This window comes from Lysinibacillus sp. FSL K6-3209 (genome assembly GCF_037976175.1).
GTDB lineage: Bacteria > Bacillota > Bacilli > Bacillales_A > Planococcaceae > Lysinibacillus > Lysinibacillus sphaericus_D.
In genome coordinates this window covers 3170380-3195967 of sequence record NZ_CP150264.1, presented here as the reverse complement: position 1 = coordinate 3195967, position 25588 = coordinate 3170380, and the positions used below count along the sequence as shown (strand labels likewise).

The following is a 25588-nucleotide window of genomic DNA, read 5'->3' as shown; positions in this document are numbered from 1 at the left end:
AATGTAGTCGTTCATACATACTATACTATACAGGTAGGGATTGTACAATATAACCTGTCATGTAAATTATTTCGTTTGATTTTCATACCTTACTACTATAGTAAACGCAGAAAGGAGGAAATACATGATTAATTTTCAGAATATTAAAAAGTTTGAGGAGAATTATTATTTCAAACGGATTTTTAGTGAGATAACGAGGAAACATAGTTATTCAATTGCGCTATTTTTACTAGGATTCCCAGTTCATGTTGTTACATATTTTTTATATTTGTTAAAAAAGAATGAAAATTTATATGTGCCGTTGTTTGCACAAATGAAACAACAATTTATTTCAGAGGGAAAAGTACATGCTTGGGCAGCGGAATATAAGCAACAGGAACAAACAAAGGCTGCATTTTTTAATGAATCACTGAATGAACGTCAACTGGATTTGGTTGTTAATCAATTAACAGAACAAAAGCTACATAGAGAAATAGAAAAAATATTAACAAAGGATGGTTTAGCAAAGCCTTCCTATAAGAGTTATTTTAGCGAACTGCTTGAAAATCCACTGTTTTTAGTTTTGTCATTTATTCCAGGCGTTTTTATGTATGTTTTCCTTATTTTATGTAGTAATGCATTTAGTCGGTTTATCGTTGAACGTTTAGTTCAAAGTGCCTTTGTCATCGTTGGTGTTGCCACATTAGTCTTTACGATTTTATATTTATCGCCATTTGATCCTGCTCGTAATTTGTTAGGTATTGAGGCTACACCTGAACAAGTTGCAAATTTTAATAAAATATATGGACTCGATCAACCTTACTTAGTGCAACTATGGCATTCATTATCTGGGCTGTTTACGTTTGATTTAGGCAATTCGTTTGAAGGTAAGGAAAATATTACGCAAAGTATTATGAATAAATTTCCTGTGACATTGGAAATTGCCCTATTGTCATTACTAATGGCGGTGGCAATTGCCATTCCTGTTGGGATTATCTCAGCAGTAAGACCGAATTCCTTTGCAGATTATGCATTTATGTTGATCGCACTTATTGGTTTATCCATACCGAGCTTCTGGCAAGGTTTGATTTTTATTTTAACGTTTTCATTAAAATTACAATGGTTCCCGGCTACGTATAATCCGAATAATTGGTTATCCATTGTTATGCCAGTTGTTGTATTAGGTACTTCTATTACAGCATCGATTGCTCGCATGACAAGGTCGAGCATGCTTGAAGTGATTCATGAGGATTATATTATTACAGCCAAAGCGAAAGGATTAAGTGAGCGCAAGGTTATCACAAAGCATGCGATTCGCAATGCAATGATTCCTATTGTTACGGTAATCGGTCTGTTATTTGGTGGTATGCTTGGCGGTGCTTCTGTTACGGAAAAAGTATTTAACATCAGTGGTATTGGGAGCTATATCGTTGATAAACAATTTATTCCGGATATACCGGCACTCCTTGGAGGGGTTGTCTATATTGCGATTACGATTTCGATTGTCAACATGGTGATTGATGTGTTATATGCATTCTTTGATCCACGTATTCGTTCAAAAATGAAGAAATCTTAGGAGGAGAGGGGATAGTGTGAAATTCATCTCGAATGTAAAGCTGCTAATGAAAATAACGCAAGAATATGTCAATGCACAGTTTACCATTGTCTTTTCTGCTATTTTTTCAGTGTTGTTTTTACTAAATAGTTTTAATTTTGCTGACGGTGTATGGCGTCCCTATGTCCTTGGGTTTTTTATAATTTACGTTACGACAACTTTGTATATATGGGTCGCAACGTGGCAAATAAAAAAGGATTTAGCTAAACAACGAGAAATTCAAAAGCGAACAAGATTGCTTGGTTACCCATTAATGCTAACAGTCGTTGTGGGCAATGTCTTTGCGGCAGGTTTTGGTTTTATGCTCGCAACAAAAAATAAAACGGCAGAATATACTTTTGCTATCTACGCCTTAATTACACAAATTTGTATAATCGTTATTTCAGCATTGAATTTATTTAAACCCTATGTAGTCGATACATTTTTATTCGCAATGGGTGCGTTTTTAGCACTCGCTGTCTTTTATGCCATGATGGCTGTACTTGTCGCACGTTACGTTACGGCTAGTAATGCGCCAAAATGGATGATACCACTTGGTGTGATGTTACTTTTACCTACACTAACTGGCAATTTATTTTCATTACTGCTTGGCTTGACATTAATTAAAAAAGCGCGCAATACAGATCCATCGGCAGTAGAAAAATGGCAAAAAATATGGAGTAAAATCTTGCGCAATACGATGGCTGTATTCGGCATGTTCTTCATTATTTTTATGTTCTCGCTGTCAGTCGTGAGTTCATGGACATTTGATTACGACTTTGCAGTGCAAAATAATTATAGTGCCTTGCTGCAAACACCTTCTTTAGAATATCCGCTCGGAACTGATAATTTTGGTCGAGATTTATTTTCTAGAATCGTATTTGGTGCTCAAATTTCATTAATCGTTGGTTTCTTTTCTACGATTATACCAGCTGTAATAGGAGGGGCACTCGGTGCATTTTCAGGCTATTACGGAAAAAATACAGATAATATTATCATGCGTTTGCTAGATATTTTATATGCTGTCCCAGGGATTTTACTAGCTATTGCAATTATTGCAGCATTTGGCGCAAATACAGTGAACTTAATTATTGCATTGAGCGTGGGGGCTATTCCAACCTATGCAAGAACGATGCGCGCCAATGTGATGCAAATTGCCAATTTTGAATTTGTTGAATCAGCAAAGGCGTTAGGGGTATCAGATGCCGCCATTATTTTTAAACATATCGTACCGAACGCTCTTGCGCCGATGATAGTAAAAGCGACTTTAACAATTGGCGGAGCGGTCATATCGACTAGTAGTTTAAGCTTCCTTGGACTCGGTATAGAGCCGCATATACCAGAATGGGGCAATATTTTAAAAGTTGGTAGTACGTATTTAGAAACCAATTCTTATGTGGCTATTTTCCCAGGGTTATGCATTATGTTACTCGTCTTATCGTTTAACTTTTTCGGCGATGGATTACGCGATGCCCTTGATCCGAAAACAAATTAACTTATTATATTGGAGGAAAAGACAGATGAACAAAAAATTATTTACATTGGCTACATCAGCAACTGTTGCTGCGGTGGCGTTAGCTGGTTGTGTAGAAACAAAATCAAATGTAGAAAATAAAGATGATCAATCAGAAACAGCTAGTACTAAACCAGTTCTTGAAGTGCTAGGGATGGCTTCACAAGAACAAGATATGAATATTGTACGAGACCAATTAGTGAAAAATGGTTTTGAAGTGAAGTTAAATATTCAACCAGACTTTGGTTCTTACTCGGCACAAAAAGATGCTGGCAACTATGATGTAGCGATATCTAGCTGGACAACTGTAACCGGCAATCCAGACTATGCAGTAAGAGGGTTATTTAAAACAGGTGGAGATTACAGTGTGACTGCCGATGCCACTGTCGATAAATTAATAGATGAAGCAAGTACGTTAACGGGGGATGCTGCAAAAGAGAAGTATAAAGAGCTAGAGCAAGCACTAGTGTTTGATAATGCGTATATTGCACCATTATATATTTCTCAAAAGTTCCAAGGAATTTATGCAAAAGAAGTAAATCCAGACACTGTCCGTTTACCAAAATCACGTGCACAAGCATGGGAAACAATTTCATTTAATGATACCGCTAAAAATGCAACAGATACATTAGTTTTACATCAAGGGATTGCTTCCTTAACTTCTCTTGACCCGGTAAAAGGAAATGACGGTTCCATTAATACATTAAATACAAATATGTATGTACGATTAGTGAATTTATCTGATACAGATGAGGTCGTTTCTAATGGTTCACTATCTTATAATCACGCAATTTCCGAAAATAACAAAGAATACTATTTCGTCTTACGCGATGATATCAATTTTGCTAAGGTGGAAAATGGCAAAGCGGTAGATAGTGGCGATTTAGTATCGGCTGAAGACGTTGTATTCTCTTTACAACGCGCAAAAGATCAAAATTCAGTACCAGATCACCGCACATACTCTATTCATGAGAATATTGATTCTGTAGAAATTGTTTCAGATTTAACTGCACTTGAAGCAGTGAAAACAGCTGACGGTCAATCAGTTTTAGAGGAATTATCGGCTAAACTTCCTGCAGCGATTGCACAAGTTGTAACGGACGAAGCGAGTGTAGACAATGCAGCAGGTAAATATCAAGTTGTGAAAATAACAACACCGAATCCTTTCCCACAAGTGCTAAACTATTTAGCTCACCAATCGGGCGGAATTGTGTCTGAAGCGGCAGTTAAAGCAGTCAATACATTTGACGTAGCAAGTTATGACCCAAATGTAAATGTGGCATACGGTGACCAAGCCACTGTAACGGAAGGGGCAACATATGCCAATCATTTAGCGGCATCTGGACCTTACATTTTAGTTCAAAAAAATGATTATGAAGCAACGTTTGTCAAAAACCCAGCTTACCAAGTAGGGACTGAAAACGAGCCGAAAATCAATCATATTAACGTTCGATTCATTGAAGATAATGACTCAGCACTTTCTGCTCTACGTAATGGTGAAATTGACGTATTACAATCTGTGCCTGAAACGAAAATTGATGTTGTAAAAGGTGATGCAAACTTAGCGTTAAAAACAGCGGATAGTAATGCCGTATCCTATTTACTAATCAATCCAAAAGGCCGTGAAGTTTCGAAATCTGCAGACTTGCGTAAAGCCATCCTTTACTCGATTAACCAAGATGAATTTATTAGTTTCTATCAAGGTAATAAAAAACCAGCCGTTTCAACAGTTTCCCCACTTGTTGATACAGGTCTAACACTAACAGCAGATAGCACAAAGGTAAAAGAATTCCTAAGTGCTTATAAAGCTAGTAAATAAAGTATCTGCCACTTTATGTAAAGCACTTCAAAGCCATTTTTTATGGATGAAGTGCTTTTTTAGTACAAAGCTACATTATTTGTTTAAAATTGGAACTTTTCTGTGTTTTAATCGTATATGGAGAAAAAGATAAAGAAGGGGAGTTAGGCATATGCGAAAGAAAGATGTACTTATTATGCTAGTCACTTTGATTGTAGAAGGAATCATTACTTATTTGATTGCATCGTTTTTCTCTATTCGATTTATCGAAATTATGTTTTTTGTTGGCTTTGCCATTGCTGGCGGAATTTTTTACTTTTTGAGTAGTGGTGGACCAATGGCTAGATACAATGAAGTTCAAGTTACTGCGCAAACAGGAATCATTCACAAAAGCGAGCGATTTACTACCAAGAAAGGTCCGATATTTTTGGCTTCGGTATTATTTTGCTTAATTGGACTGGTGTTTTTTCTCCTACTAATTGCAGAGATTATTCCACCTAGTGCAAAGTAATATAGAAAAGTTATGCAGCTTTTATACCTATATTTAAAAAGCCATTCTAACCATTATCCGACGGTTAGAATGGCTTTTGCTGTTGACATGATAAAACAAAATAGAGGACATTCTAGTGTCAGTTGTAAATCAACGTAACGAATAATTCGCATAGTAATTGGAAAGTACTTTAAGAAAAAGTCGGAGTTGATTGTTGTGATTTTTAATCAAGATAAAGAAATTTACTGCTATAGCTGTCGTAAAAAGACGGTCTTTACATGTAAAGATCGACACAATAAAAGCGGAGTAGAAAGTCATTGCAGTGAATGTAGTGGCATTTGGTTTGAATGGCAAAATCGAGCCGTTGAGCGAGAAATGGAAAAGTGGGTTGAATATAACCACAAAATCGTCAATTAATACTAGTACTTCCATAAATAATGTTATTCTTCCTTGTAAAATATTAGATGAAAAGAAAAACCTTGCTTAAAATATTACGAGATTTTGCTTAAATTTGATACAAAATATCCATTTCAATCACCTATTTAGAACTTAAGGCTTGCCAATATGGCTATGTCTGATTTAGTTGTATATAATAAAATAAAGTTAACGCGTGAAGGTGATTGTATTGGACGACATAGTCATAACAGGGTATGGCATTAAAGCTCCTGGAATTCTAGATAAACATAGTTTTTTAAATGTATTAGAAAAAGGTATTTGTACACAGCGTATTTTAAACAATGCGCATCAGCCTCAAGCCAATATTGTTGCGGGCGTAATTGATCAGAACTTTCAGGAGATTAATGGCGTAAATTATCGCCGACATCCACGTTCTGTAAGAATGGCAATTGCCGCGGCATTGGATGCAATCGAAATGGCAAATTTAAAAGATGTTCAACCACATCGAATTGCTGTCATTATGGGGACATCCGCTGGAGCGATTTTGGAAATTGAAAAATATGCCGCGGATGGTTTTGATTTGAGAAAATTCCCGATTCATGGAGTTGCACTTGTTGATACCCACACGCTTTCGAGCTCTGTTGCAGAAGCTATCGGATCGTGTGGTTCGGCATTTACCGTCACAACTGGTTGCAGTGCTAGTTTAGATGCTATTTTAATAGGGAAACAATTATTACAGTCTGGAAGTGTCGATGCTTGCATTGTAGGAGGAACAGAGGCTCCTTTAGGCCAATGGACAATTAATGGCTTTAAAAAATTGAGGTCTCTTTCAACGGAGAGCTCAATCGAAAAAGCGGGTGTTCCCTTTTCAACGCTGCATCAAGGCTTTGTTTTATCCGAAGGAGCTGGCGTTATGATTTTAGAACGTAAACAAACCGCAAATGCACGAGGACAGAGCATTTACGGGAAGGTTGAACGGGTTATTTCAAGAAATGAAGGGCAGAAACTATTAAATTCTGATAGTACTGGTAGACATATGTTAGACGTTTTTCAAGAAACGGTTGGGGATACACGACCAAGTTATATAAATAGTCAGGCATTAGGCATAGCATTGAATGATCAAATTGAACGATTTATTTTAAAAGAAACATTTGGATCAAATGTGCCCATTACTTCTATTAAAGGAATGATCGGTCACGCGTTTGGCGCAATGGGGGCAATGCAAATCATATCCGCTTTGTTGTCAATGGAATATGGGTTTATCCCGCCAACGATTAAAACATTAGGGCATGGATTTGAAGATATACCGATTGTTTATGAAACGAGGCATCAAGCGGTAGAGTCTGTATGTATTACTACTCATGGTAGTAGCGGGAATAATGCTTGTTTATTACTGACACATACTTAGGAGGCTCTTTATATGTTTTTTATTTTTTTACTTTTGTTATCTTGTATTCCCATTTGTGTTGGAATTACGATTTTAGTGTTATTCAAAAAAAATAAACTATCCAAAATTATTTTTCTATTTCTTCTTTTGGCGTCTTTTTGGCACATAGATGTTTCATTTTTATATGCTGTTCAAATGTTTAGCCAAGAGACCATTATGTTCTTTTTCAAGCTTTTTCGATTCGGGTCAATTATGTTAACACCAACCATTTTTTATGTTGGATATACGATTGTTCAAGAAATGCTCCCATCGGAGTATCAAAAAAAGTGGGGGTCTATTGTTAATCGGACTACTGTGTTCATCTCTTATGCGTTTGCTTTATTTGTTTACATAATAGGATGGAGCTCTAAAAGTATTCGTGGATTAGAACTTATTCAAATGGATACAAGTGTTTTTTACTTTCCTGTTGATGGAGAGTTATCATGGATTTTTAATTTTAATGTATTTCTATTTATCGTCACAATTATTATTTGTTTGTTGATTAGTTTAGATGTACAACATAAAAGTGAACGTTCTTTTTTATTTTATTTTACTATTTTCACGTCCATCGGCTTTGCTATTGGTTATTTAAATATGTTTCCAACTTCCAGATTGTACCCAAGCTCGATTGCTATTTTAGTCTTTGCGATTTCTATCTTAATTCTTTCGAGTAGAATGCACCTTGAAATCGTCAAAAATATGAATAAAAAGCTATACGAGCAAAAGCAGTTTTTATTCAGGGTCATTGATTTAAATCCGAATTATATTTATGCGCAAGATGAAAGTGGTCGTTATACGTTAATGAACAAATCTTATGCACAGTTAATGGGCATGAGCTTTCAAGATATGATTGGGAAAACGGACGGAGATTTACTAGCTGACTTCACTGATGGAGAAGATTGCAACAATCCAGACAATATGTTTAAGTTGCCAGAAAAGTATTTTATAAAAGAAGAAGCTATTACATCTGCTTCGGGGGAAGTTGTATGGGTACAAACGGTCAAAGTTCCGATTCATATCAATGATAGTGCTACATTACTGGCAGTTTCCACTGATATTACGGAACGCAAGCGCTATGAAGATGAAATCAAGTTTCAAGCTAATCATGATGCATTAACAGGGTTACCAAATAGAAGGATGTTCAATGAAGATTTAATAGCGCTTTTAGAACAAGCAAAACTTGAAGGAAGTCAAAATGCCATATTATTCTTTGATCTCGATCGTTTTAAATATATTAATGATTCACTTGGGCACGATGTGGGTGATCTCTTATTGATTGAAGTATCAAGGCGTATTGAAATATTGCTAAAAGAAAAACATAGCAAGGCAACGATCTATCGACTCGGTGGAGATGAATTTACCATTTTACTGCCTTATTATGATGCTTGTGAAAGTGAGAGATTTGCTAAAGATTTGTTATGTCAATTTAATACAGCTTTTTGGATTGATGGAAGTGAGTATTTCATTACACCGAGTATTGGTATTAGCACTTTCCCTAATGATGGGTATGATGCGAATACATTGATTAAGCATGCAGATACAGCCATGTACTACGTAAAAGAACGAGGGAAAAATAACTATCAATTATTTACTTCAGAAATGCAACAACACTTCTATCGAAAGATGATGATTGAAAAGCAATTACGAACGGCATTAGATAATGAGGAGTTTGAGCTTTATTACCAGCCTATTATTGATGTGAAAACGAATGAAATTATTGCTATGGAATCACTCATTAGATGGAATAATGAGGTGCTTGGTCAAGTTACCCCAGATGAATTTATTTCGGTTATGGAAGAAACAGGGATGATTATTCCGATAGGTAAATGGATATTGACGACAGCCATTGCACAAACTGCCCGCTGGCACAATGAAACAAATAAGCCTTTAAAAATAAGTATTAATGTATCGGTGAAGCAGCTACTTGAATCAACATTTGTAGAAAGTGTAAAGCAAGCAATAGAGGATACATCATTCGATGCATCCTATGTTGTGTTGGAGATTACGGAGAGTATTGCGATGTACGCTGAGTCAATGATTGAAAAATTATATGCATTGAAAAAACTAGGGATCAGTCTATCAATGGATGATTTCGGCACAGGCTATTCATCGCTTAGCTATTTAAATAAATATCCATTGGATTCCTTAAAAATTGATAAATCATTTGTTATTGGGATGAACCAAGATGATGAAAACAAAGCGCTTGTCAAAACCATTATAGCGATAGCCAAGCAGCTCGATTTGAAAGTAATAGCGGAAGGAGTAGAAGGGGAGGAAGAATACGAATTCTTAGCCGAAATTGGCTGTGACTATGCGCAAGGTTATTTGTTTAGCCGACCACTGCCTGTCGCAGCATTTAAAGCGCAATGGCTTACCATTAACTGATGTACGCCCCATTCATTAACGGTTAAAATTTGTTAGCTAGGCTTTCTCTTTTGAGGAAGCCTTTGCTGTAACAATTACTATAATTGTATGGCGACTATACGGTTGAACAAAATAGTGGAGATAGACAAATAGATTAAAAGGAGCGAATGGTGTTTATGAAAAAATGGATAGTATTCTTTACGCTAATAATATGCTTAAGCTTTCAATCAAATACAGAAGCAAAGGTTATTTGGGATGGTGCGGAAATTACAAAAGGGCAAACAGGTAAATTAACCTTTTCAAAAGATGTGAAAATATATAAAAAAAATGCTGATGGCACGTTCACCTCACTCGTTGTTAAGAAAGGAGAATTTTATCGTGTGTACGGTCACGAGTATTCAACTGTTGGCAAAGTATACAAGATGAGTGGCGGCTATCGTGTACAAGCAACCGATTTAGTGATTTACAAGGATGTTCCGTTAGCTATTCAACAACAAGTAGCAGGTGAAAAGTTTACGGTTGGCACACCTATATTTGCAAGCTCAGCAAAAGGCGTTTCTATTAAAGAAGCCCCGAATAATTCAGCAAAAACTATTATGCATACGCCATATGGAACTGTCTTTAAAGTAGTGGAGCTAAGTGGAGATTATGTAAAAGTAGAATACAATCCAAGAACGGATTCGACAATTGATTATGTATGGGGATATATACCGCAAGACTATGTTTCCAATCTACCTGAAGGAACTATTCAATATGTAAAAGAAAATGTTGATGTATCCGTTCGTCCTGGCTGGCAAAGTCAATCATTAAAGACGGGCACATCTGTTGCAGTCTATTTCACAACAGCAGATGGTCGTGCCTACGTGTCTTCAAATAAAATATATGGATACCTCCCTGCAAGTGCTTTATCTAAAACGCCAATCATGGACAAGGAGCTACTAAGTTTAGCAGAACCGTCGAACATTTTATTTGATGCAACGAAAAAGATTTCCTTATCACAAACAGCCCCAGATTACTATTTAGCCGAGTTTTCACCGACTGCTAGTAATCGCTGGCAAGGCTATATGCAACTAGTAAATGATGAAGAAATTAGTGGAGGCAAACAACTAGTAGGAGTTCTTAGCTATGCACTTGTAAATAATAAGCTAACTTATCATTTAGCAAGTGAATTACACGATCATAAAATAACGATTCAGTTCCCGCTAAAAGTAAATGATACAATTTATATCAATGGAAACGAGCAAAAAGTGACCAAAATATATGAGCACTTATCTTTAAATATAACAGGGAGTTATGAAACATTTAACAATGTAGTAATCGCAGGCGATTATATTATTGCTAAAGGGTTAGTGAAGGGTCATTACGATTATTGGGTTCAATAAGTCTAAGGTAGACCTTGTTAAAGCGCTGATAACTATGCTTTGGGACAGTAAGGAGCGATTAATAAAATGATATATCGATTTTTATTGATAATGGCGACATTCATCTTTATACTCAATTTATTTGTTCTTCTTACATTTTTTGCCATTGAGTCAGATGATACAGGTACTTTTATTGGCTTAATAATCATAGTGGTTATACTTAATCATCTATTAAAAAACAATGCTAAAAAATTGATTTGACAAACTATATTTCGTGTAGCGCATTTGAATGGTGATGTGCTGCACGATTTTTTTGCAATGAAAATAGCTACCAGAAGCATTAGATTACCTAATTTTTTGTCTTTTAAAAGACTGTAAATGGATTTAAATTGAAAAAAATTGCCCAAATGATTAAAAAAATGAGCTCATGGACTAAATTAATGGTACAGTTGTAAGTATATTTTAATAGTGAGTAGGAGAACGAATATGATAGAAATTAAAACATCTCCATTAAGTGATGGAGAATTCAATAGAGGGGTATTTGCTAAGTGCGATATCCAAAAAGGAGAGCTGTTGCATGAAGCACCAGTCATTTCTTATCCAAATGAACAGCATCAATATATCGAGCAAACATTGCTTGGTGATTATGCTTTTGAATATGGTATAGGTCAATCTGCAATTCTTCTTGGTTATGGGATGTTGTTTAACCATTCTTATGAACCAAATGCAACCTATGAGATTAATTTTAGAAACCAGACATTTGATTTCTTTGCTTTCAAAGACATTAAGGCTGGGGAAGAAATATGTATTAATTATAATGGTGATGTAGATAATCAAGACCAATTATGGTTTAATGAGAAATAATAAAGAGTGAACAGAAGCTAGGACAAAAGAGAAAAGGTGTTAGATTGATTGCAGTCAATCTAACACTTTTTTTGCTGCGCCATTGTTGTTCGCTACAGCGGTGCTTTCCGCTCAGCACCGTAAGCCGCAACCCTCGCTAACGCGCGGAATGCCAGCGTCTTACATTGTGTGCTGCTGTTCTGAGCAGGAGTCACAACCTCCGCTACCAACAACTAGTGAACACTTCTAATGTTTTATTTATTGCAAAAGCAAGAATAGCTAAGTTCTCCATATAGAAAAATTTACGAACATCTTTCCTCTGTTCCTTAAATTTTTGTAGTTATGTCTCAGCCTCTTTTGAAAAGATTTAAAAGAATATGAATAAAGAAATTGAAAGTTGTTTATACTAGCACTAGACAAAGGAAATTTTGTAGTATATAATAAAATTAATAAGATCGTTTGCGAAGAAACAATGAATTCACATGTTACAAAGAGTAATCGTGTTATTTGTTCGGTACTTTTTGTAATATGTGAATTTTTTTCTTTTGAGGAAATCGGATATTATTAAATACAATTAATGGAGGTCATTTAAATGACACAACAAGGTACAGTAAAATGGTTTAACGCAGAAAAAGGTTTTGGTTTCATCGAAGTTGAAGGCGGAAACGATGTATTCGCTCACTTCTCAGCTATCCAAGGTGACGGTTTCAAATCACTTGACGAAGGTCAAAAAGTGGAATTTTCTGTAGAAGAAGGCCAACGTGGACCTCAAGCTACAAACATCGTTAAACTTTAATTTTTATTAAACTGACGATAGGCATCTTCATTGATGCTTTAGACTGTAGGCAAACTCAAAGCAATTTGAGATTTGTCTACAGTCTTTTTTAATTTCCATGCTATTTAGATAACTGACAATAAGCCTATTCATTGAAGCTTTCTAACAGCATGTGTACGCTCTTTTAAACATTGAATGATTCTTTCCCTTTATATGAAGAGAAAAGGTAATAGGGAGCGTAGAGAAGCGCTTAAAACGTATCTGTACTTCTGTAAATGGTTTTATGCAAACAGAGAACTTAACTTTGCTTAAATAAATCGAGTTTAGAATAAATAAATAAAAAACACTATGAATAAACTTGTTTGTATTTCGTGTCTTTAGGATAGACTGCAATCAACAGCAAAGGAGGGTATCGAATTGTTACAAATTGAATCTAATATTGTCGGAAAAGAAATAAGCTTTGGTTACTTACGTGATCATATAGAAAGACATGGGTTTACAATTGGAGGAAATTGGGAGTATCACAAAGGAAGTTTTGATACGATTTTATCGAGTGAGGGTGGAGAAACCATCTATTTGCGAGTGCCTTTTATTGTAACGCAAGGTGAACTAGATTTTTATGATGCACAAATTCGCTTTCAGAACCCATTTGTTATCAAACATGTAACAAACGTCGGATTGGATTATGATGAGGGCTCTTTGCTAGATGCAACGGGAGCGAGCCAATTCCAAACACCGCTTGATAAAGATGGCTATATACATGATAAAAGTAAATGGATAGAGATTGGTGAAAAGGTAGTGGCTGATAAAGTTCTCCCTTATTTTCACTAGTAATCGTTTTACGCTAGTCACACTTTTAAAAAGTAGTGGCTTTTATTATGCCTATAAACTTAGTGACAAATCTTCTTAAAATAGTTTCTTAAATTATAGTGGTCATGTATCGTTATGCCAGCTTGTTATATTGTACCTTGGTCATAGTAGAGCGCATGACTTTCATAAAGTTTGTCAATTCCTTCACTATAATAAGGCATTCTACCATTAGCTATATCGATAGGAACCCATTCAATGTTGTTTATTTCATCGGGCGATGCTATTTCTTCTACCCCACCTATGATGTGCGCTTCAAAAGTGAAAAATAAAGCGTGATGATTCCTGCTTGTTAATTTTGATTCATTTACTGCGAGTAATTTACCTACTTCCACAAGATAGCCTGTTTCTTCATGGACTTCACGGATTGTAGCTTCTATCAGCGTTTCATCTAGTTCTACTTTTCCACCAGGAAGTGACCAATGTCCTTCGTGATTATGAACCATTAATAGATGATGATTGGTATTTTTGATTAATGCATAGACGACTTTCACTTCTTCCATTAGCCTCTCCTTAGCTTTCTTTTTTGTTAAATACATACATAATAGCGTATTGGAACTTATTTGGAAAGGGAATATTGTGAATAGGTACTCTCTAGTATTAGTTGAATTGAAAATATGGTAGTAGACGGGGGAATCCATTCCTTTTATGATATAATGATTGAGAAAACTTTGAATGCGTAAGAAAAGATGAGGGGGATTAATGATGGCTACGAATTATAAAAAAATCGCTGTCGCAATAGATTTTTCTGAACAGTCGTTGAAAGCGTGTGAGCGCGCGGTAAAATTGGCAAAAGAATATGGCGCAACATTACAATTAGTGAATGTGATCGATACGAAATCGTTTGGTGCTATTACTGCATATGACTTAAAGTATGCAGAGAAATTGAAAGAGGACCATCTTACTAAAATCGAAAAGTTAAGATTAGAGGCTCAAACAGCTGGCGTAACAGAGGTATTGGCTGTTGTAGAAACAGGTTCACCAAAAAGCATTCTTACGCAACTGCCTGCTGTAGACTTAATTGTATGTGGTGCAACGGGCTTAAATCAGTTAGAAAAAATGGTAATCGGTTCAGTAGCGGAGCGTATTGTCCGTTTAGCTACATGTGATGTGCTAATCGTTCGCTAATACGAATTTTATGAACGAATAACAGCCTAGAGCAAGTTCACTATTTTTTTACAATCTAAAGCTAGTTTCGATATTTTCGAGACTGGCTTTTTTGTTGTATTTTAAAAGCCGAGAAAATGAGGACATTTTCTCGGCTCTTTTTATTAGTAACCCCAGATCATTGCGAATAATGTACCAAGGATTGTTACAACAGCTACGAATACTGAATATAAAATTGTTGTATATAACGTTTTCTTATCTTCAGATTCCCCGATGTGCATGAATAATACTAATTGAACAGTTGCTTGCGCAAGTGCAGTCACTAACAGGATCGCAAATGCCATATTGTAAGACATATCAAATTTCACAACTGCTAAAGCGATAATTGTTAATAATAGTGAGAAGCCGAAGCCCATCACATGTTGTTTTGGGAATAGTTCCTTCATCAGCTAATCAGTCCTTTCAAGTAGACGAAGCTGAAGATGAAAATCCAAACTACGTCTAGGAAGTGCCAGTACAGTGAGAAGATAAACGCTTTGTTAGCCGTTTGTGGGTTTAAGCCACGTTTTGCTACTTGGATTAAAATTGCAACGCCCCAGAAGAAACCGAATGTTACGTGGGCACCGTGCGTACCAAGTAAAGTCATTAATGAAGATAAAAATGCACTTGTTGTAATTGTTGCACCTTCATGAACATAAGTGACGAACTCGTCAATCTCAATAGCTAAGAAGCCAAGACCTAAGATAAGGGTAATGATGAAGAATGTCATCATTGCTTTTTTGTTGCCAAGACGCATAGCATGAACGCCAAGACCGATTGTAAAACTACTTGCTAGAAGTAGGAATGTTTCTAGTAATACTGGTGTTAACTCGAAAATCTCAGCACCATTCGGGCCACTGCCTGTGCGATTGTGAAGCACAAAGTAAACAGCAAAGAGTGTAGCGAATAACATGATTTCGGCGCCAAGGAAAACCCAGAATCCAAAAATCTTTAAGCGGTTTTCTTCTGTACTATATTCTAATGGAAGTGAAGAATCGATTTTCATATTATTTATCACCTCTCAAACTTTTTTCAGTTTCCATAATTTCTTCAACTGAAATGTAACGACCATGATCATCTTCAAATGAACGATGAGCCATGAAGCCAAATACAACAAGCATGCTGATGATGGCTGGAATCCATAGATTAAATACTGCAAAGAATGCTGCTAGGAATAAGAAACCACTTGTCCAGAAAGGTGTACCTGTGTTGTTAGGCATGTGGATTTTCTCGATTTTACCTGCAGTAATATCGCGACCTTCTTTTTTCGCAAACCAGAACTCATCTAAACGTGTAATTGTTGGTACTACTGCAAAGTTGTATTCAGGAACTGGAGAATGAGTAGCCCATTCTAATGAACGACCATCCCACACATCTGCTTTCTCGTTACGAGGCATATGTTTCCAGCTGTAGTAAATGTTATAGCAAATTAACGCAAAGCCGACTGCGAGTCCAAGTGCACCGATGAACGATAGCAAGTTAAGTGGACCATAACCAGTAGATTCAGAGTATGTGTACATACGACGAGCGTAACCATCTAAACCTAAAATAAATAGAGGGAAGAACGCTACGTTGAAGCTGATAGCGATAAACCAGAAACCAGCTTTCCCTAATTTCTCATTTAAACGGAAACCGAACATTTTTGGCCACCAGAAGTGGTAACCTGCAAGTACACCAAATACTGTACCTGGAATTAATACATAGTGGAAGTGGGCAACTAAGAACATCGTATTATGATATTGATAGTCGGCACTTGCCATTGCGAGCATTACACCTGTAACCCCACCGATTGTGAAAATCGGGATAAAGCCAAGTGCATAAAGCATTGGGGTAGTAAATTGAATCTTACCGTGCCTCATAGTGAGCAACCAGTTGAACATCTTAACCCCTGTTGGAACAGCAATCGCCATTGTTGTAATAGAGAATACACTGTTTACCATAACGCCGTGACCCATTGTATAGAAGTGGTGGGCCCATACTAAGAATGATAGTAATGAAATAACAACCATACTCATTACCATTGATTTGTAACCGTATAAGTTTTTACGAGCAAATGTTGCAATGACTTCAGAGAAGATACCGAAGGCAGGAAGAATAACGATGTAAACTTCAGGATGTCCCCAAACCCAGAATAGGTTGGCCCAAAGCATGTCCATACCGCCGTCTGTCATCGCAAAGAATTTTGTACCGAATTGACGGTCTAACATCATTAATGCAAGTGCTACAGTTAATACTGGGAAAGCAAATACGATAATAACGTTTGTGATTAAAATTGACCAAGTAAACATTGGCATTTTCATTAAAGTCATACCAGGAGCACGCATTTTAAAGATTGTCGTGATGAAGTTAACACCAGTTAATAACGTACCGATCCCTGATAATTGTAGTGCTAAAGAATAATAGTTGTTCCCAACAGTTGGACTAAATTCTGTACCTGCTAATGGGAAGTAGGCTGTCCAACCTGAATCTGGTGAACCACCAATAATGAATGATAGGTTCAGTAAACCACAACCTGCTGCGAATGCCCAGAAGCTGACAGCGTTTAGACGTGGGAACGCAACGTCACGAGCACCGATTTGTAATGGAATAACGATGTTCATTAAACCGATAACAAATGGCATCGCCATGAATAAAATCATGATTAAACCGTGCGTAGTGAAAATCTCATTATAGTGTTGTGCATCAAGTAGTCCGTTATCAGGAACTGCTGTTTGTGCACGCATTAAAAGTGCGTCGATACCACCGCGGAAAAGCATTAAAAGTGCAACGGCGATATACATAATACCGATTTTTTTATGATCGACTGTTGATAGCCAGTTTTTATAGAAGTAGCCCCATTTTTTAAAATACGTAAGGCCTGCTACGACAACTACTGCTCCAACTACGATACTAATAGCTGCTGCTAAAATCATCGGTTCTTGCAGTGGATGGAATAATTCTTCCATACTCATAGGATGCGCTCCTTTCAAATTTGAAAATTAGTGTGAATGTGTTTCGGCATCTGTTTTGGAATGATCCATATCTTCATGGTTCATATCTTCGTCAGACATGTCCATGTTCCCATGGTCCATACCTTCCATATCCATGTCACCATGTGCCATTGGTGCAGGGCTGAAATCTAAGTGAGTAGAAGAGTAGCTTGAACGACCTACATGTTCAGCTGCTAATAATTCTTTGAATTTTTCTTCAGTTAATGGTTTTTCGTTCGCTTTTACGTCTTTAACCCATTGATCGAAGTCTGCTTGTGTCATAGATTGTGCTTCAAATTCCATTTCCGCGAATCCGCGACCATTAAAGTTTGAGTTACGCCCCATGAATGAGCCAACTTCATCAGCTGCAAGGTGAATAGTTGTTAACATGTCACTCATCGCATATTTTTGACCAGCTAACTGTGGAATCCAGAAACTTGTAATTGGACCGAATGAATACAGTTTGAATTCAATAGGACGATCTGTTGGAATGTTTACATAGTTCACAGTTTCAATACCTTGTTCAGGATAGCTGAAGTGCCATTTCCAGTTTGAAGATGCTGCATAAATAACAAGTGGTTCTTTATTGTCATAACCTTCTGGTGTTGTTTCTACCGTACTAGTAGTTTTTACAGTAACAATTGCTAGGAATGCTACGATAATAATAGGAATAACTGTCCATGTAATTTCAAGTACATGACTACCTTCTTCATGAGGTGGCTCATAATCGGCAGAAGCTTTTGATGCACGGTATTTTGTTAGCATAAATGCAAAAAGCACATACACGACTAGTAAAATAACTGCCATTGTAATAATGGATAAAATAATTGTGTTTGATAATGTTTGAGCATTTGGTCCTTTTGGATTGAAAACAGTTAATGGTTCACAACCAGACAGGATTGCGATAGCGCCAAATGCTAGTAACATTAAGCTAAATTTTTTATTCATGTTTGACTCCTTTCTATAAAACGGCTATTCATAAATTTCATGTGTAGTAGTATTGATTCACATTTATAAATAGTGGGTATTGAGGTCACCTCTTTTATCTGATGTACCAATCAAATACGTTTGCATTAACAATGACAATGGCATGGTTCAATATGAAGCATAAAGTCTAGTAAATGATTGGTCTTTTGCAAGCGTTCACAAACATGATGATGTATGCACCATAAATTGGACAATTTTTCAATGTAGATGGTCGCATCATGTCTTTGTTTGCATATAGGATTATACGCCCGCTTCACTAGAAAAAAAAATATTTAATTATAGAACTGATAATGAATAGGGGGTGATTATGAACATTTTTTGAACAAAAAAAGCTATTTTACTATTGGTATTTTAAGGTTTTGTTAAATTAACACTGTATAAACGTTGAAAATACTGCGTTTGTCGTATTTAACTAAGTAAATAATTTTTTTGTGAAAATTATCATTTCACATTTTAGACGATGTTTTGTAATAAAGTCCATGATGCAACTATGTTTTCGGTACTTTTTTGTTGCGTTTTATCTAAAAAAGGAGTATGAGAAAAGTCGGTTTTAAGTGCTTGAAAGGATAAATTTTCTATGTAAGGGATGATTATAAAGGGGGATATTGGTACATTGTTGAAATTATGTTAACATAATTAAACGATTTGAAAAATTAACAAATATTAGTATATTGATATTGGTTTTCGCAAAAAGAACATCCAAATGCGTTGGATGTTCTAGTTTGTATTTAAGAACCGAGCTTCAACCACTTTGCGATTTGCAAATACAGTGTGTTTTGAAGTTTTGGTGCTAGGTTATTCATTTTTAAAGAGAAATACAAAGTCTTCATTGCGTTCAATGTGCAAGTACGCCCACTAAAAAAGCTTTGATTGTAACCTTGTGTTACTAAATGTATTTCGAATTTATCAAAAACTTGCTCTACCCATTCAGATAGTGCTTCCTCGGAATAATTCCTTGCTAATAATGCTTCAATAATATTTACAAGGCGCTCTTCCTCGTCGTTGATAAAAACAACATCTTTCCAAGTTACTAGTTTAAGTGCATGTAAGATAGAAGGAGCATGTTGCAAATCAAACTTCGGATGTTTAATTGTCATTGCCGCTAAATCTGCCCCGTGTGCAACACTATGTGCCCAGCCTTTACCTTCTACAAATCCTCTTGTATCATTTTCAAGTAACAAATAGCGCCCTATTTTTTTAAAGAAAGATTGTAAGCTTGTGTCATTTAAAATAAGGAGTTCACTATCTTTTGCCAAAATGCCTGCTACAAGTAAAGCTGAAAAAGAGCGAGTGAAAACACTATCCGTCATTTGTTCGCCAATGTTAGCGTATAGGAAATCTTCGCTGGTTGCTGTGTCAAATAAACCTTGTAATTGCTGACCACTTAGGAAATTATCGCTCAATAAGTCGATAAATAGTCTATATATCAGGTGATCGCGTAGTTCGGCGTCTGTTGAACCGATATGCGCTACCATTTCCTTTAGCAACCATTCGCCCTCTTTATTAAAAAAAGCTTGCCGTTCGGAAAGTGTCATAGATGAAAATGTTTGTAATGTTTCTTTAATCTCCATGCTGAATGCCTCCAAAAATAAATCTCTCATTCATTATACATTTTTACTCAAGAAATTTGTCTGTAGTGAATTATTTAATGCTTACTTTCACAATAGGAATACCGGAAACTATAGAAAGCTGATATGATAATAGCGCAAAGGCTAGTCAATTCATAGCCTGATTCACGACAAAAAGACATACTTTTAGTATGTCCAAGGCTGCGGTTAAATGTAGTTTTACATAAACGTGTTTTATTTTGCTTCCTATAAAATAACGGCAGATTTGATGCCGAGTGGCCATTCAATCAATGTATTTTGATTTGTTTTTAATTCCATAAGGATACTAGCATTTTTGATGGCATCTAAAAGCCACTCACTATAATAGAGAGTGGGATGAGGATGCTGTAAAATACGTTTCATATCATTTATGTCAATTTGCAAAAGTTTATAGTTGCATTCAATATGAACGCTTTGGGGAATAATAAAAAGTGACGCTTGATGTTGATGGCCAATCGAGATGGAACCGGGAATATTGCCATGCATACTTGTAATATGTGTCGTTGCTTCTTTTGTAAATGTATTTAATTTTGTCTGTGTAAAAAATTCAAAGTCAATTGAATAATCTTGTAGCGGACCGTGTGCTGTCGTAATCGATATAACTTTAATAGATAATTCCTCAAAAACGGGGGAGATGCGACTATCAAATTCCATGATTGTATCCATTAATGGCATGTATTACACTCCTTATGAACAACTTGTATTGGTCTTGCTGACAATGAATATAATGATGTCTGTTATGAAGGAAAAAATATGGGTATTATTAATTATAATTCAATTTATTACAAAATATGAATAGAAATTCAATAGTTTTTGTTAAAAATAAACAATTAGTGAATCTAAAGAGGTGAGAAAATGACAAAGCATAAGCGTCATGTTATTAAACATGACAATATTGTTGTTTTTCCTGGTGCCATCCAAACATTAATTCGAGAGGGCCATATGTTGGCGGAAAAATACCAATATGAAGATGCAGTGGTATGCTTTGAAAAGGCGTTTTTATATGAAAGTGGTGATGAAAAAGCCTTATGCACCTATGCATATGCTTTATATGAGCTGAAGCGCTATGTGGAGGCAAAGGAAGTGTGTGAACAACTGCTAGCTCTGGGCACCTCAATGTATGTGGAAGTAATGGAACTATACATTACAATATGTATGCAGTTGAAGGAATACCATCAAGTGGAGTCGATAATAACTACTTTGATAGAAGAAAATGTACTTCCAGAAGCTCAACTAGAAAAATTCGAACGTTTAAAAAGTATAAATAGTGAAGTGGCTAAAAAGCTTCAGCAAAGAGAAGCCGTACAAGAACTTATTGAAGAACAAGAATATGATTTGGAGAAGTTCATTGCTTTAACACCAAATGAGCAATCGTTGCGACTGCATCGTTTAATGGATACCAATGTTCGGCAATTAAAAAATGCATTAAAGGCTATTATCGAATGTGCTGATATCCACCCATTTGTGCAAAGTCTTGCATTAATTTTACTTGTTGAGCAAGAAGTGTCGATTGATATTATCGTTTCTAAATTTAAACAAACTAAAACGGTTAATCCAATACATCTGGCATTGCCGAATCAATTAAAACAATATAATGACATAAAAAAAATGATAGAATCTAAATTAGAGCAAGACCCATCAACGTTGGAAATGGTACAATATTTAATGGCTAAGCATGCTATTGTTACTTATCCATTTGAATGGTTTCCTTTTGAAGCCGATGATATTGCATATAGCTATATAGATTTTGTACAATCGATGCTTGGTAAGGTTCAGGAAATGGACTATGAAATCATTGACTTTTTACAAATGTTAGAAAAACTAACAGAACTCCATGAAGTATGAAATAAGTTGAAACTATACGCATCTATGATATACTAAAATGGTTGTCAAAATCGTAGTTACGAATAAATTGTCTAACATTTAAAATTGATCAACCAAATCCTTTACTTCACATTAAGTAGGCGGATTTAATGTCAATGGCTTTAACTTTCTAGTAGGGTATGAAAACTTGAGCTAAATGTTAAGTCGCTGGCATATGTTGCGGATTTTTTTAACAAATCCGGACGCAATTACGTCAAGCGTGATTGAAATTAGATTATTTTGGAGGTATTTATACATGTCAGCAAAATGGGAAAAACAAGAAGGTAATATCGGTACTCTAACAATTGAAGTACCAGCTGCAGAAGTAGACGCAGCGATGGACCAAGCATTCAAAAAAGTTGTAAAACAAATTAACGTACCAGGTTTCCGTAAAGGTAAAATGCCTCGTAAAATGTTTGAACAACGTTTTGGTATTGAATCTTTATACCAAGATGCTTTAGAAATCATCGTTCCAGATTCTTATGCAAAAGCAATCGACGAAGCTGGTATTATGCCAGTTGATTACCCAGAAATTTCTGGTACAGAAAACTTCGTACATGGTCAAGATTTCTCATTCACTGCACAAGTAACAGTGAAACCAGAACCAAAACTTGGCGACTACAAAGGCTTAGAAGTTACGAAACTTCCAGTTGAAGTAACAGACGAAGAAGTTGAAGCTCAAATCCAAGAGCAATTAGCGCGTAAAGCAGAACTTGAAATCAAAGAAGATGAAGCAATCGTAGAAGGCGACACAGCGGTAATTGACTTTGAAGGCTTTGTAGGTGAAGAAGCATTCGAAGGCGGAAAAGGCGAAGATTACCCATTAGAAATCGGTTCAGGTTCATTTATTCCAGGATTTGAAGAGCAATTAGTAGGTGTAAAAGCTGGCGAAGCAAAAGATGTTGTTGTAACTTTCCCAGAAGAATACCACGCTGCTGAATTAGCTGGTAAAGAAGCTACTTTCAAAGTTACTGTAAAAGAAGTGAAAACAAAAGTACTTCCAGAGCTAAACGATGAGTTTGCAAAAGAATTAGATCCAGAAGTTGAAGGCGTAGAAGCATTACGTGCAAAAATTAAAGAACAAACAGCGACACAAAAACAAGCAGAATCAGATGCTACACTTCGTGATGAATTAGTAGAAAAAGCTGCTGACAATGCAGAGTTTGAAGTACCAGCTGGAATGGTTAACTCTGAAACAGATCGCATGTTACAAGAGTTCGGTCAACGTTTACAAATGCAAGGTATGAACCTAGAGCTTTACTACCAATTCTCTGGTCAATCAGAAGAAGATTTACGTGGTCAAATGAAAGAAGAAGCTGAAAGCCGTGTACGTGTTTCATTAACACTTGAAGCAATCGCTGACGCTGAAAAAATCGAAGCTACTGAAGCTGACATCGAAGCTGAATTAGAAAAAATGGCAGCTCAATTTAATATGACAAAAGAACAAATTACTGGTGCGTTAGGCGGTACTGCTGTTCTTGAAAATGATATCAAAATCCAAAAAACAGTTGAATTTTTAGTAGAAAACGCTAAAATTACTGAATAAGATTTTTTAACGTAACTAGATAGAAAAATTAAGAAAACAAGGTACGGCGCAAACCGTGCCTTGTTTTATCACACATAGCTTTTTAGTTTAGACTAAAGGGGCCCCAACCTCTCAAGGTCGAGGAATGAAAAAATCCAATTTTTACTAACTGTTATGCTTTTGGAGGCAACTTTAGTTAATATCTTATACATAGTATTGTTGTTTAATTTTTTACACGATGCTAAACTTTAACTTCATTGTAGTAAAGCCGACAAGTAGCAGTAGTATAGTGTCTCCGTTAAAATGGAAGAAGAACGCACTTAGGTTTTACGACTGAGGGAGCTAAAACCTCAAAAATGAAGCTGAAAAATCAGACAGTGGTCATGGGTTCGTCTGAAAGCTCGCATCAACACGAATTATTTGCATAAAAGCAAGTAGACAGCCATTAATGTTTTTGCGCAAATGCTGCAATTACTTAGTTAACTGGTCGATCGTTTGAATAGACTTGAAAATAATTCAAAATTTAGATGCATTTGCGCCATGACGTAAATGTTGCAATCAATTTATTTGATAATGATTCAATAATCTTGTAAGATTGTAGCTTGAATAGGGGTGAAACATATTGTTCAAATTTAATGATGAAAAAGGCAATTTAAAATGCTCATTCTGTGGGAAGCCACAGGAACAAGTACGTAAATTAGTTGCAGGTCCTGGTGTTTATATTTGTGATGAATGTATCGAACTTTGTTCAGAAATCGTTGTAGAAGAACTAGGTGTTGAGGAAGAAATTGATTTCCAAGATATTCCGAAACCAAAAGAAATCTTATCGATTTTAAATGAGTATGTTATTGGACAAGAGCGTGCTAAAAAAGCCTTAGCGGTTGCGGTTTACAATCACTACAAACGCATCAATACAAACAGTAAAATTGATGATGTGGAATTAGCAAAATCGAACATTGTGTTAATCGGCCCAACTGGTAGCGGTAAAACATTATTAGCTCAAACATTAGCACGTATATTAAACGTTCCATTCGCAATTGCAGATGCTACTTCTTTGACAGAAGCTGGTTATGTAGGTGAAGACGTTGAAAATATCTTATTAAAATTAATCCAATCAGCAGATTATGATATCGAACGTGCAGAAAAAGGGATCATCTATATTGATGAAATCGATAAAGTTGCACGTAAATCAGAAAATCCATCGATTACACGTGATGTTTCTGGAGAAGGTGTCCAACAGGCATTGCTAAAAATTTTAGAAGGTACAGTTGCAAGTGTGCCTCCACAGGGCGGACGTAAGCATCCACACCAAGAGTTTTTACAAATTGATACAACAAATATTTTATTTATCGTAGGCGGAGCATTTGATGGTATTGAATCCATCATTAAACGTCGTCAAGGTGAAAAAGTGATTGGTTTCGGTTCAGATCCTAATAAAGTTGAAGTGGACGAAGGTTCATTAATGTCGAAATTAATTCCTGAAGATTTGTTGAAATTTGGTCTTATTCCAGAATTCATCGGTCGTTTGCCAGTACTTGCAAGCCTAGAACAATTGAATGAGGCTGCGCTTGTACAAATTTTGACGGAACCAAAAAATGCGCTAGCGAAGCAATATCAAAAAATGCTTGAACTAGATGGTGTTGAGCTTGAGTTTGATGAAGGTGCCCTTTCTGAAATTGCAAAGGAAGCAATTGAGCGTAAAACAGGTGCACGTGGTCTTCGTTCAATTATTGAGTCAACAATGCTTGAAGTAATGTACGAATTACCTTCACGTGATGACGTGAAAAAATGTATCATTACGGCAAAAACAATTACGGATAAAGAGAAACCGAAATTGCTTCTTGAAGATGGCACTGAACTCGATGAAGGTAGCGACACAAAAACTTCAGCATAATAAACAGACAAAAGCTGTCTATTGTTATGAGAAAAAGAGTAACTTAGCTGACTTCGATTGTGCAATGTTCGCACATATCGAGAGTCAGCTTTTTATTCATACATAAAGCCGGCGACTGTAAATAAATGAAATTTTTGGCTCGTTTGAATAGATAGTGTGAATCGGTTTTTTAAACACATACTAGAAGCGCG

22 protein-coding genes are annotated in these 25588 nt (G+C 36.0%); 15 read left to right on the top strand and 7 right to left on the bottom strand.

The window, feature by feature from the left end:
- The first annotated feature begins 124 nt into the window (after positions 1–124).
- From MHH88_RS15555 to MHH88_RS15505, 11 genes are all read left to right on the top strand, one after another.
- Positions 125–1555 carry an ABC transporter permease gene (locus MHH88_RS15555; RefSeq protein ID WP_339259196.1) on the top strand — a complete coding sequence of 477 codons (1431 nt, stop codon included), beginning with the start codon at positions 125–127 and terminating at the stop codon, positions 1553–1555.
- Between the two features lie 16 nt (positions 1556–1571).
- On the top strand, positions 1572–3068 hold the full coding sequence (locus MHH88_RS15550) for an ABC transporter permease (RefSeq protein ID WP_339259194.1): 1497 nt from the start codon (positions 1572–1574) through the stop codon (positions 3066–3068).
- Between the two features lie 25 nt (positions 3069–3093).
- On the top strand, positions 3094–4905 hold the full coding sequence (locus MHH88_RS15545) for an ABC transporter substrate-binding protein (protein ID WP_339259192.1): 1812 nt from the start codon (positions 3094–3096) through the stop codon (positions 4903–4905).
- Between the two features lie 151 nt (positions 4906–5056).
- On the top strand, positions 5057–5395 hold the full coding sequence (locus tag MHH88_RS15540) for a hypothetical protein (protein ID WP_069508656.1): 339 nt from the start codon (positions 5057–5059) through the stop codon (positions 5393–5395).
- Positions 5396–5590: 195 nt separating this feature from the next.
- Positions 5591–5791, top strand: coding sequence for a hypothetical protein (locus MHH88_RS15535; protein WP_080653336.1), 201 nt, complete (start codon positions 5591–5593; stop codon positions 5789–5791).
- 208 nt (positions 5792–5999) lie between these two features.
- Positions 6000–7178 (top strand): beta-ketoacyl synthase N-terminal-like domain-containing protein, encoded by a 1179-nt coding sequence (locus tag MHH88_RS15530; RefSeq protein ID WP_339259187.1) that lies wholly within the window; start codon positions 6000–6002, stop codon positions 7176–7178.
- A 12-nt stretch (positions 7179–7190) separates the two neighbouring features.
- A complete protein-coding gene (locus MHH88_RS15525; RefSeq protein WP_069508652.1) occupies positions 7191–9581 on the top strand; it encodes an EAL domain-containing protein in 2391 nt (796 codons plus the stop codon).
- Between the two features lie 155 nt (positions 9582–9736).
- Positions 9737–10942, top strand: a complete 1206-nt coding sequence (locus MHH88_RS15520) for a hypothetical protein (RefSeq protein ID WP_339259184.1) — start codon at positions 9737–9739, stop codon at positions 10940–10942.
- Between the two features lie 465 nt (positions 10943–11407).
- On the top strand, positions 11408–11785 hold the full coding sequence (locus MHH88_RS15515; protein ID WP_339259182.1) for an SET domain-containing protein: 378 nt from the start codon (positions 11408–11410) through the stop codon (positions 11783–11785).
- Between the two features lie 571 nt (positions 11786–12356).
- Positions 12357–12560 (top strand): cold-shock protein, encoded by a 204-nt coding sequence (locus MHH88_RS15510; RefSeq protein ID WP_024363221.1) that lies wholly within the window; start codon positions 12357–12359, stop codon positions 12558–12560.
- A 396-nt stretch (positions 12561–12956) separates the two neighbouring features.
- On the top strand, positions 12957–13370 hold the full coding sequence (locus MHH88_RS15505; protein WP_069508646.1) for a YugN family protein: 414 nt from the start codon (positions 12957–12959) through the stop codon (positions 13368–13370).
- A gap of 125 nt (positions 13371–13495) precedes the next feature.
- On the opposite strand, the gene MHH88_RS15500 is transcribed toward MHH88_RS15505, so the two are convergent.
- The gene (locus MHH88_RS15500; RefSeq protein WP_339259179.1) at positions 13496–13909 is read right to left on the bottom strand and encodes an NUDIX hydrolase; all 414 of its coding nucleotides are present in this window, start codon (positions 13907–13909) and stop codon (positions 13496–13498) included.
- Positions 13910–14111: 202 nt separating this feature from the next.
- Here MHH88_RS15500 and MHH88_RS15495 point away from each other — a divergent pair, with 202 nt between their 5' ends.
- Positions 14112–14534, top strand: coding sequence for a universal stress protein (locus MHH88_RS15495; RefSeq protein WP_069508642.1), 423 nt, complete (start codon positions 14112–14114; stop codon positions 14532–14534).
- 143 nt (positions 14535–14677) lie between these two features.
- Here the strand turns inward: MHH88_RS15495 and qoxD are convergent, their stop codons facing one another.
- The 6 genes from qoxD to MHH88_RS15465 form a co-directional block, all read right to left on the bottom strand.
- Positions 14678–14959 carry a cytochrome aa3 quinol oxidase subunit IV gene (gene qoxD / locus MHH88_RS15490; RefSeq protein ID WP_069508640.1) on the bottom strand — a complete coding sequence of 94 codons (282 nt, stop codon included), beginning with the start codon at positions 14957–14959 and terminating at the stop codon, positions 14678–14680.
- Positions 14959–15558 (bottom strand): cytochrome aa3 quinol oxidase subunit III, encoded by a 600-nt coding sequence (gene qoxC, locus MHH88_RS15485; RefSeq protein WP_069508638.1) that lies wholly within the window; start codon positions 15556–15558, stop codon positions 14959–14961. Before qoxC ends, qoxD begins: the two co-directional genes overlap by 1 nt.
- Before the next feature lies 1 nt (position 15559).
- Positions 15560–17503 (bottom strand): cytochrome aa3 quinol oxidase subunit I, encoded by a 1944-nt coding sequence (qoxB, locus tag MHH88_RS15480; protein WP_069508637.1) that lies wholly within the window; start codon positions 17501–17503, stop codon positions 15560–15562.
- A gap of 27 nt (positions 17504–17530) precedes the next feature.
- The gene (gene qoxA / locus MHH88_RS15475; RefSeq protein ID WP_069508635.1) at positions 17531–18469 is read right to left on the bottom strand and encodes a cytochrome aa3 quinol oxidase subunit II; all 939 of its coding nucleotides are present in this window, start codon (positions 18467–18469) and stop codon (positions 17531–17533) included.
- A gap of 767 nt (positions 18470–19236) precedes the next feature.
- On the bottom strand, positions 19237–20079 hold the full coding sequence (locus tag MHH88_RS15470; RefSeq protein ID WP_339259174.1) for a DUF2785 domain-containing protein: 843 nt from the start codon (positions 20077–20079) through the stop codon (positions 19237–19239).
- A 243-nt stretch (positions 20080–20322) separates the two neighbouring features.
- Positions 20323–20790, bottom strand: a complete 468-nt coding sequence (locus MHH88_RS15465) for a hypothetical protein (protein ID WP_339259172.1) — start codon at positions 20788–20790, stop codon at positions 20323–20325.
- 180 nt (positions 20791–20970) lie between these two features.
- Between MHH88_RS15465 and MHH88_RS15460 the strand changes: the two genes are divergently transcribed.
- The 3 genes from MHH88_RS15460 (at position 20971) to clpX (ending at position 25397) form a co-directional block, all read left to right on the top strand.
- Entirely contained in the window at positions 20971–21960 is a 990-nt protein-coding gene (locus MHH88_RS15460) for a DUF3196 family protein (RefSeq protein ID WP_339259170.1), read from the top strand.
- A gap of 274 nt (positions 21961–22234) precedes the next feature.
- The gene (tig, locus tag MHH88_RS15455) at positions 22235–23524 is read left to right on the top strand and encodes a trigger factor (protein WP_103976143.1); all 1290 of its coding nucleotides are present in this window, start codon (positions 22235–22237) and stop codon (positions 23522–23524) included.
- A 601-nt stretch (positions 23525–24125) separates the two neighbouring features.
- Positions 24126–25397: an ATP-dependent protease ATP-binding subunit ClpX gene (clpX, locus tag MHH88_RS15450; RefSeq protein ID WP_024363210.1), complete on the top strand. Its 1272-nt coding sequence runs from the start codon at positions 24126–24128 to the stop codon at positions 25395–25397.
- Positions 25398–25588 lie beyond the last annotated feature (191 nt).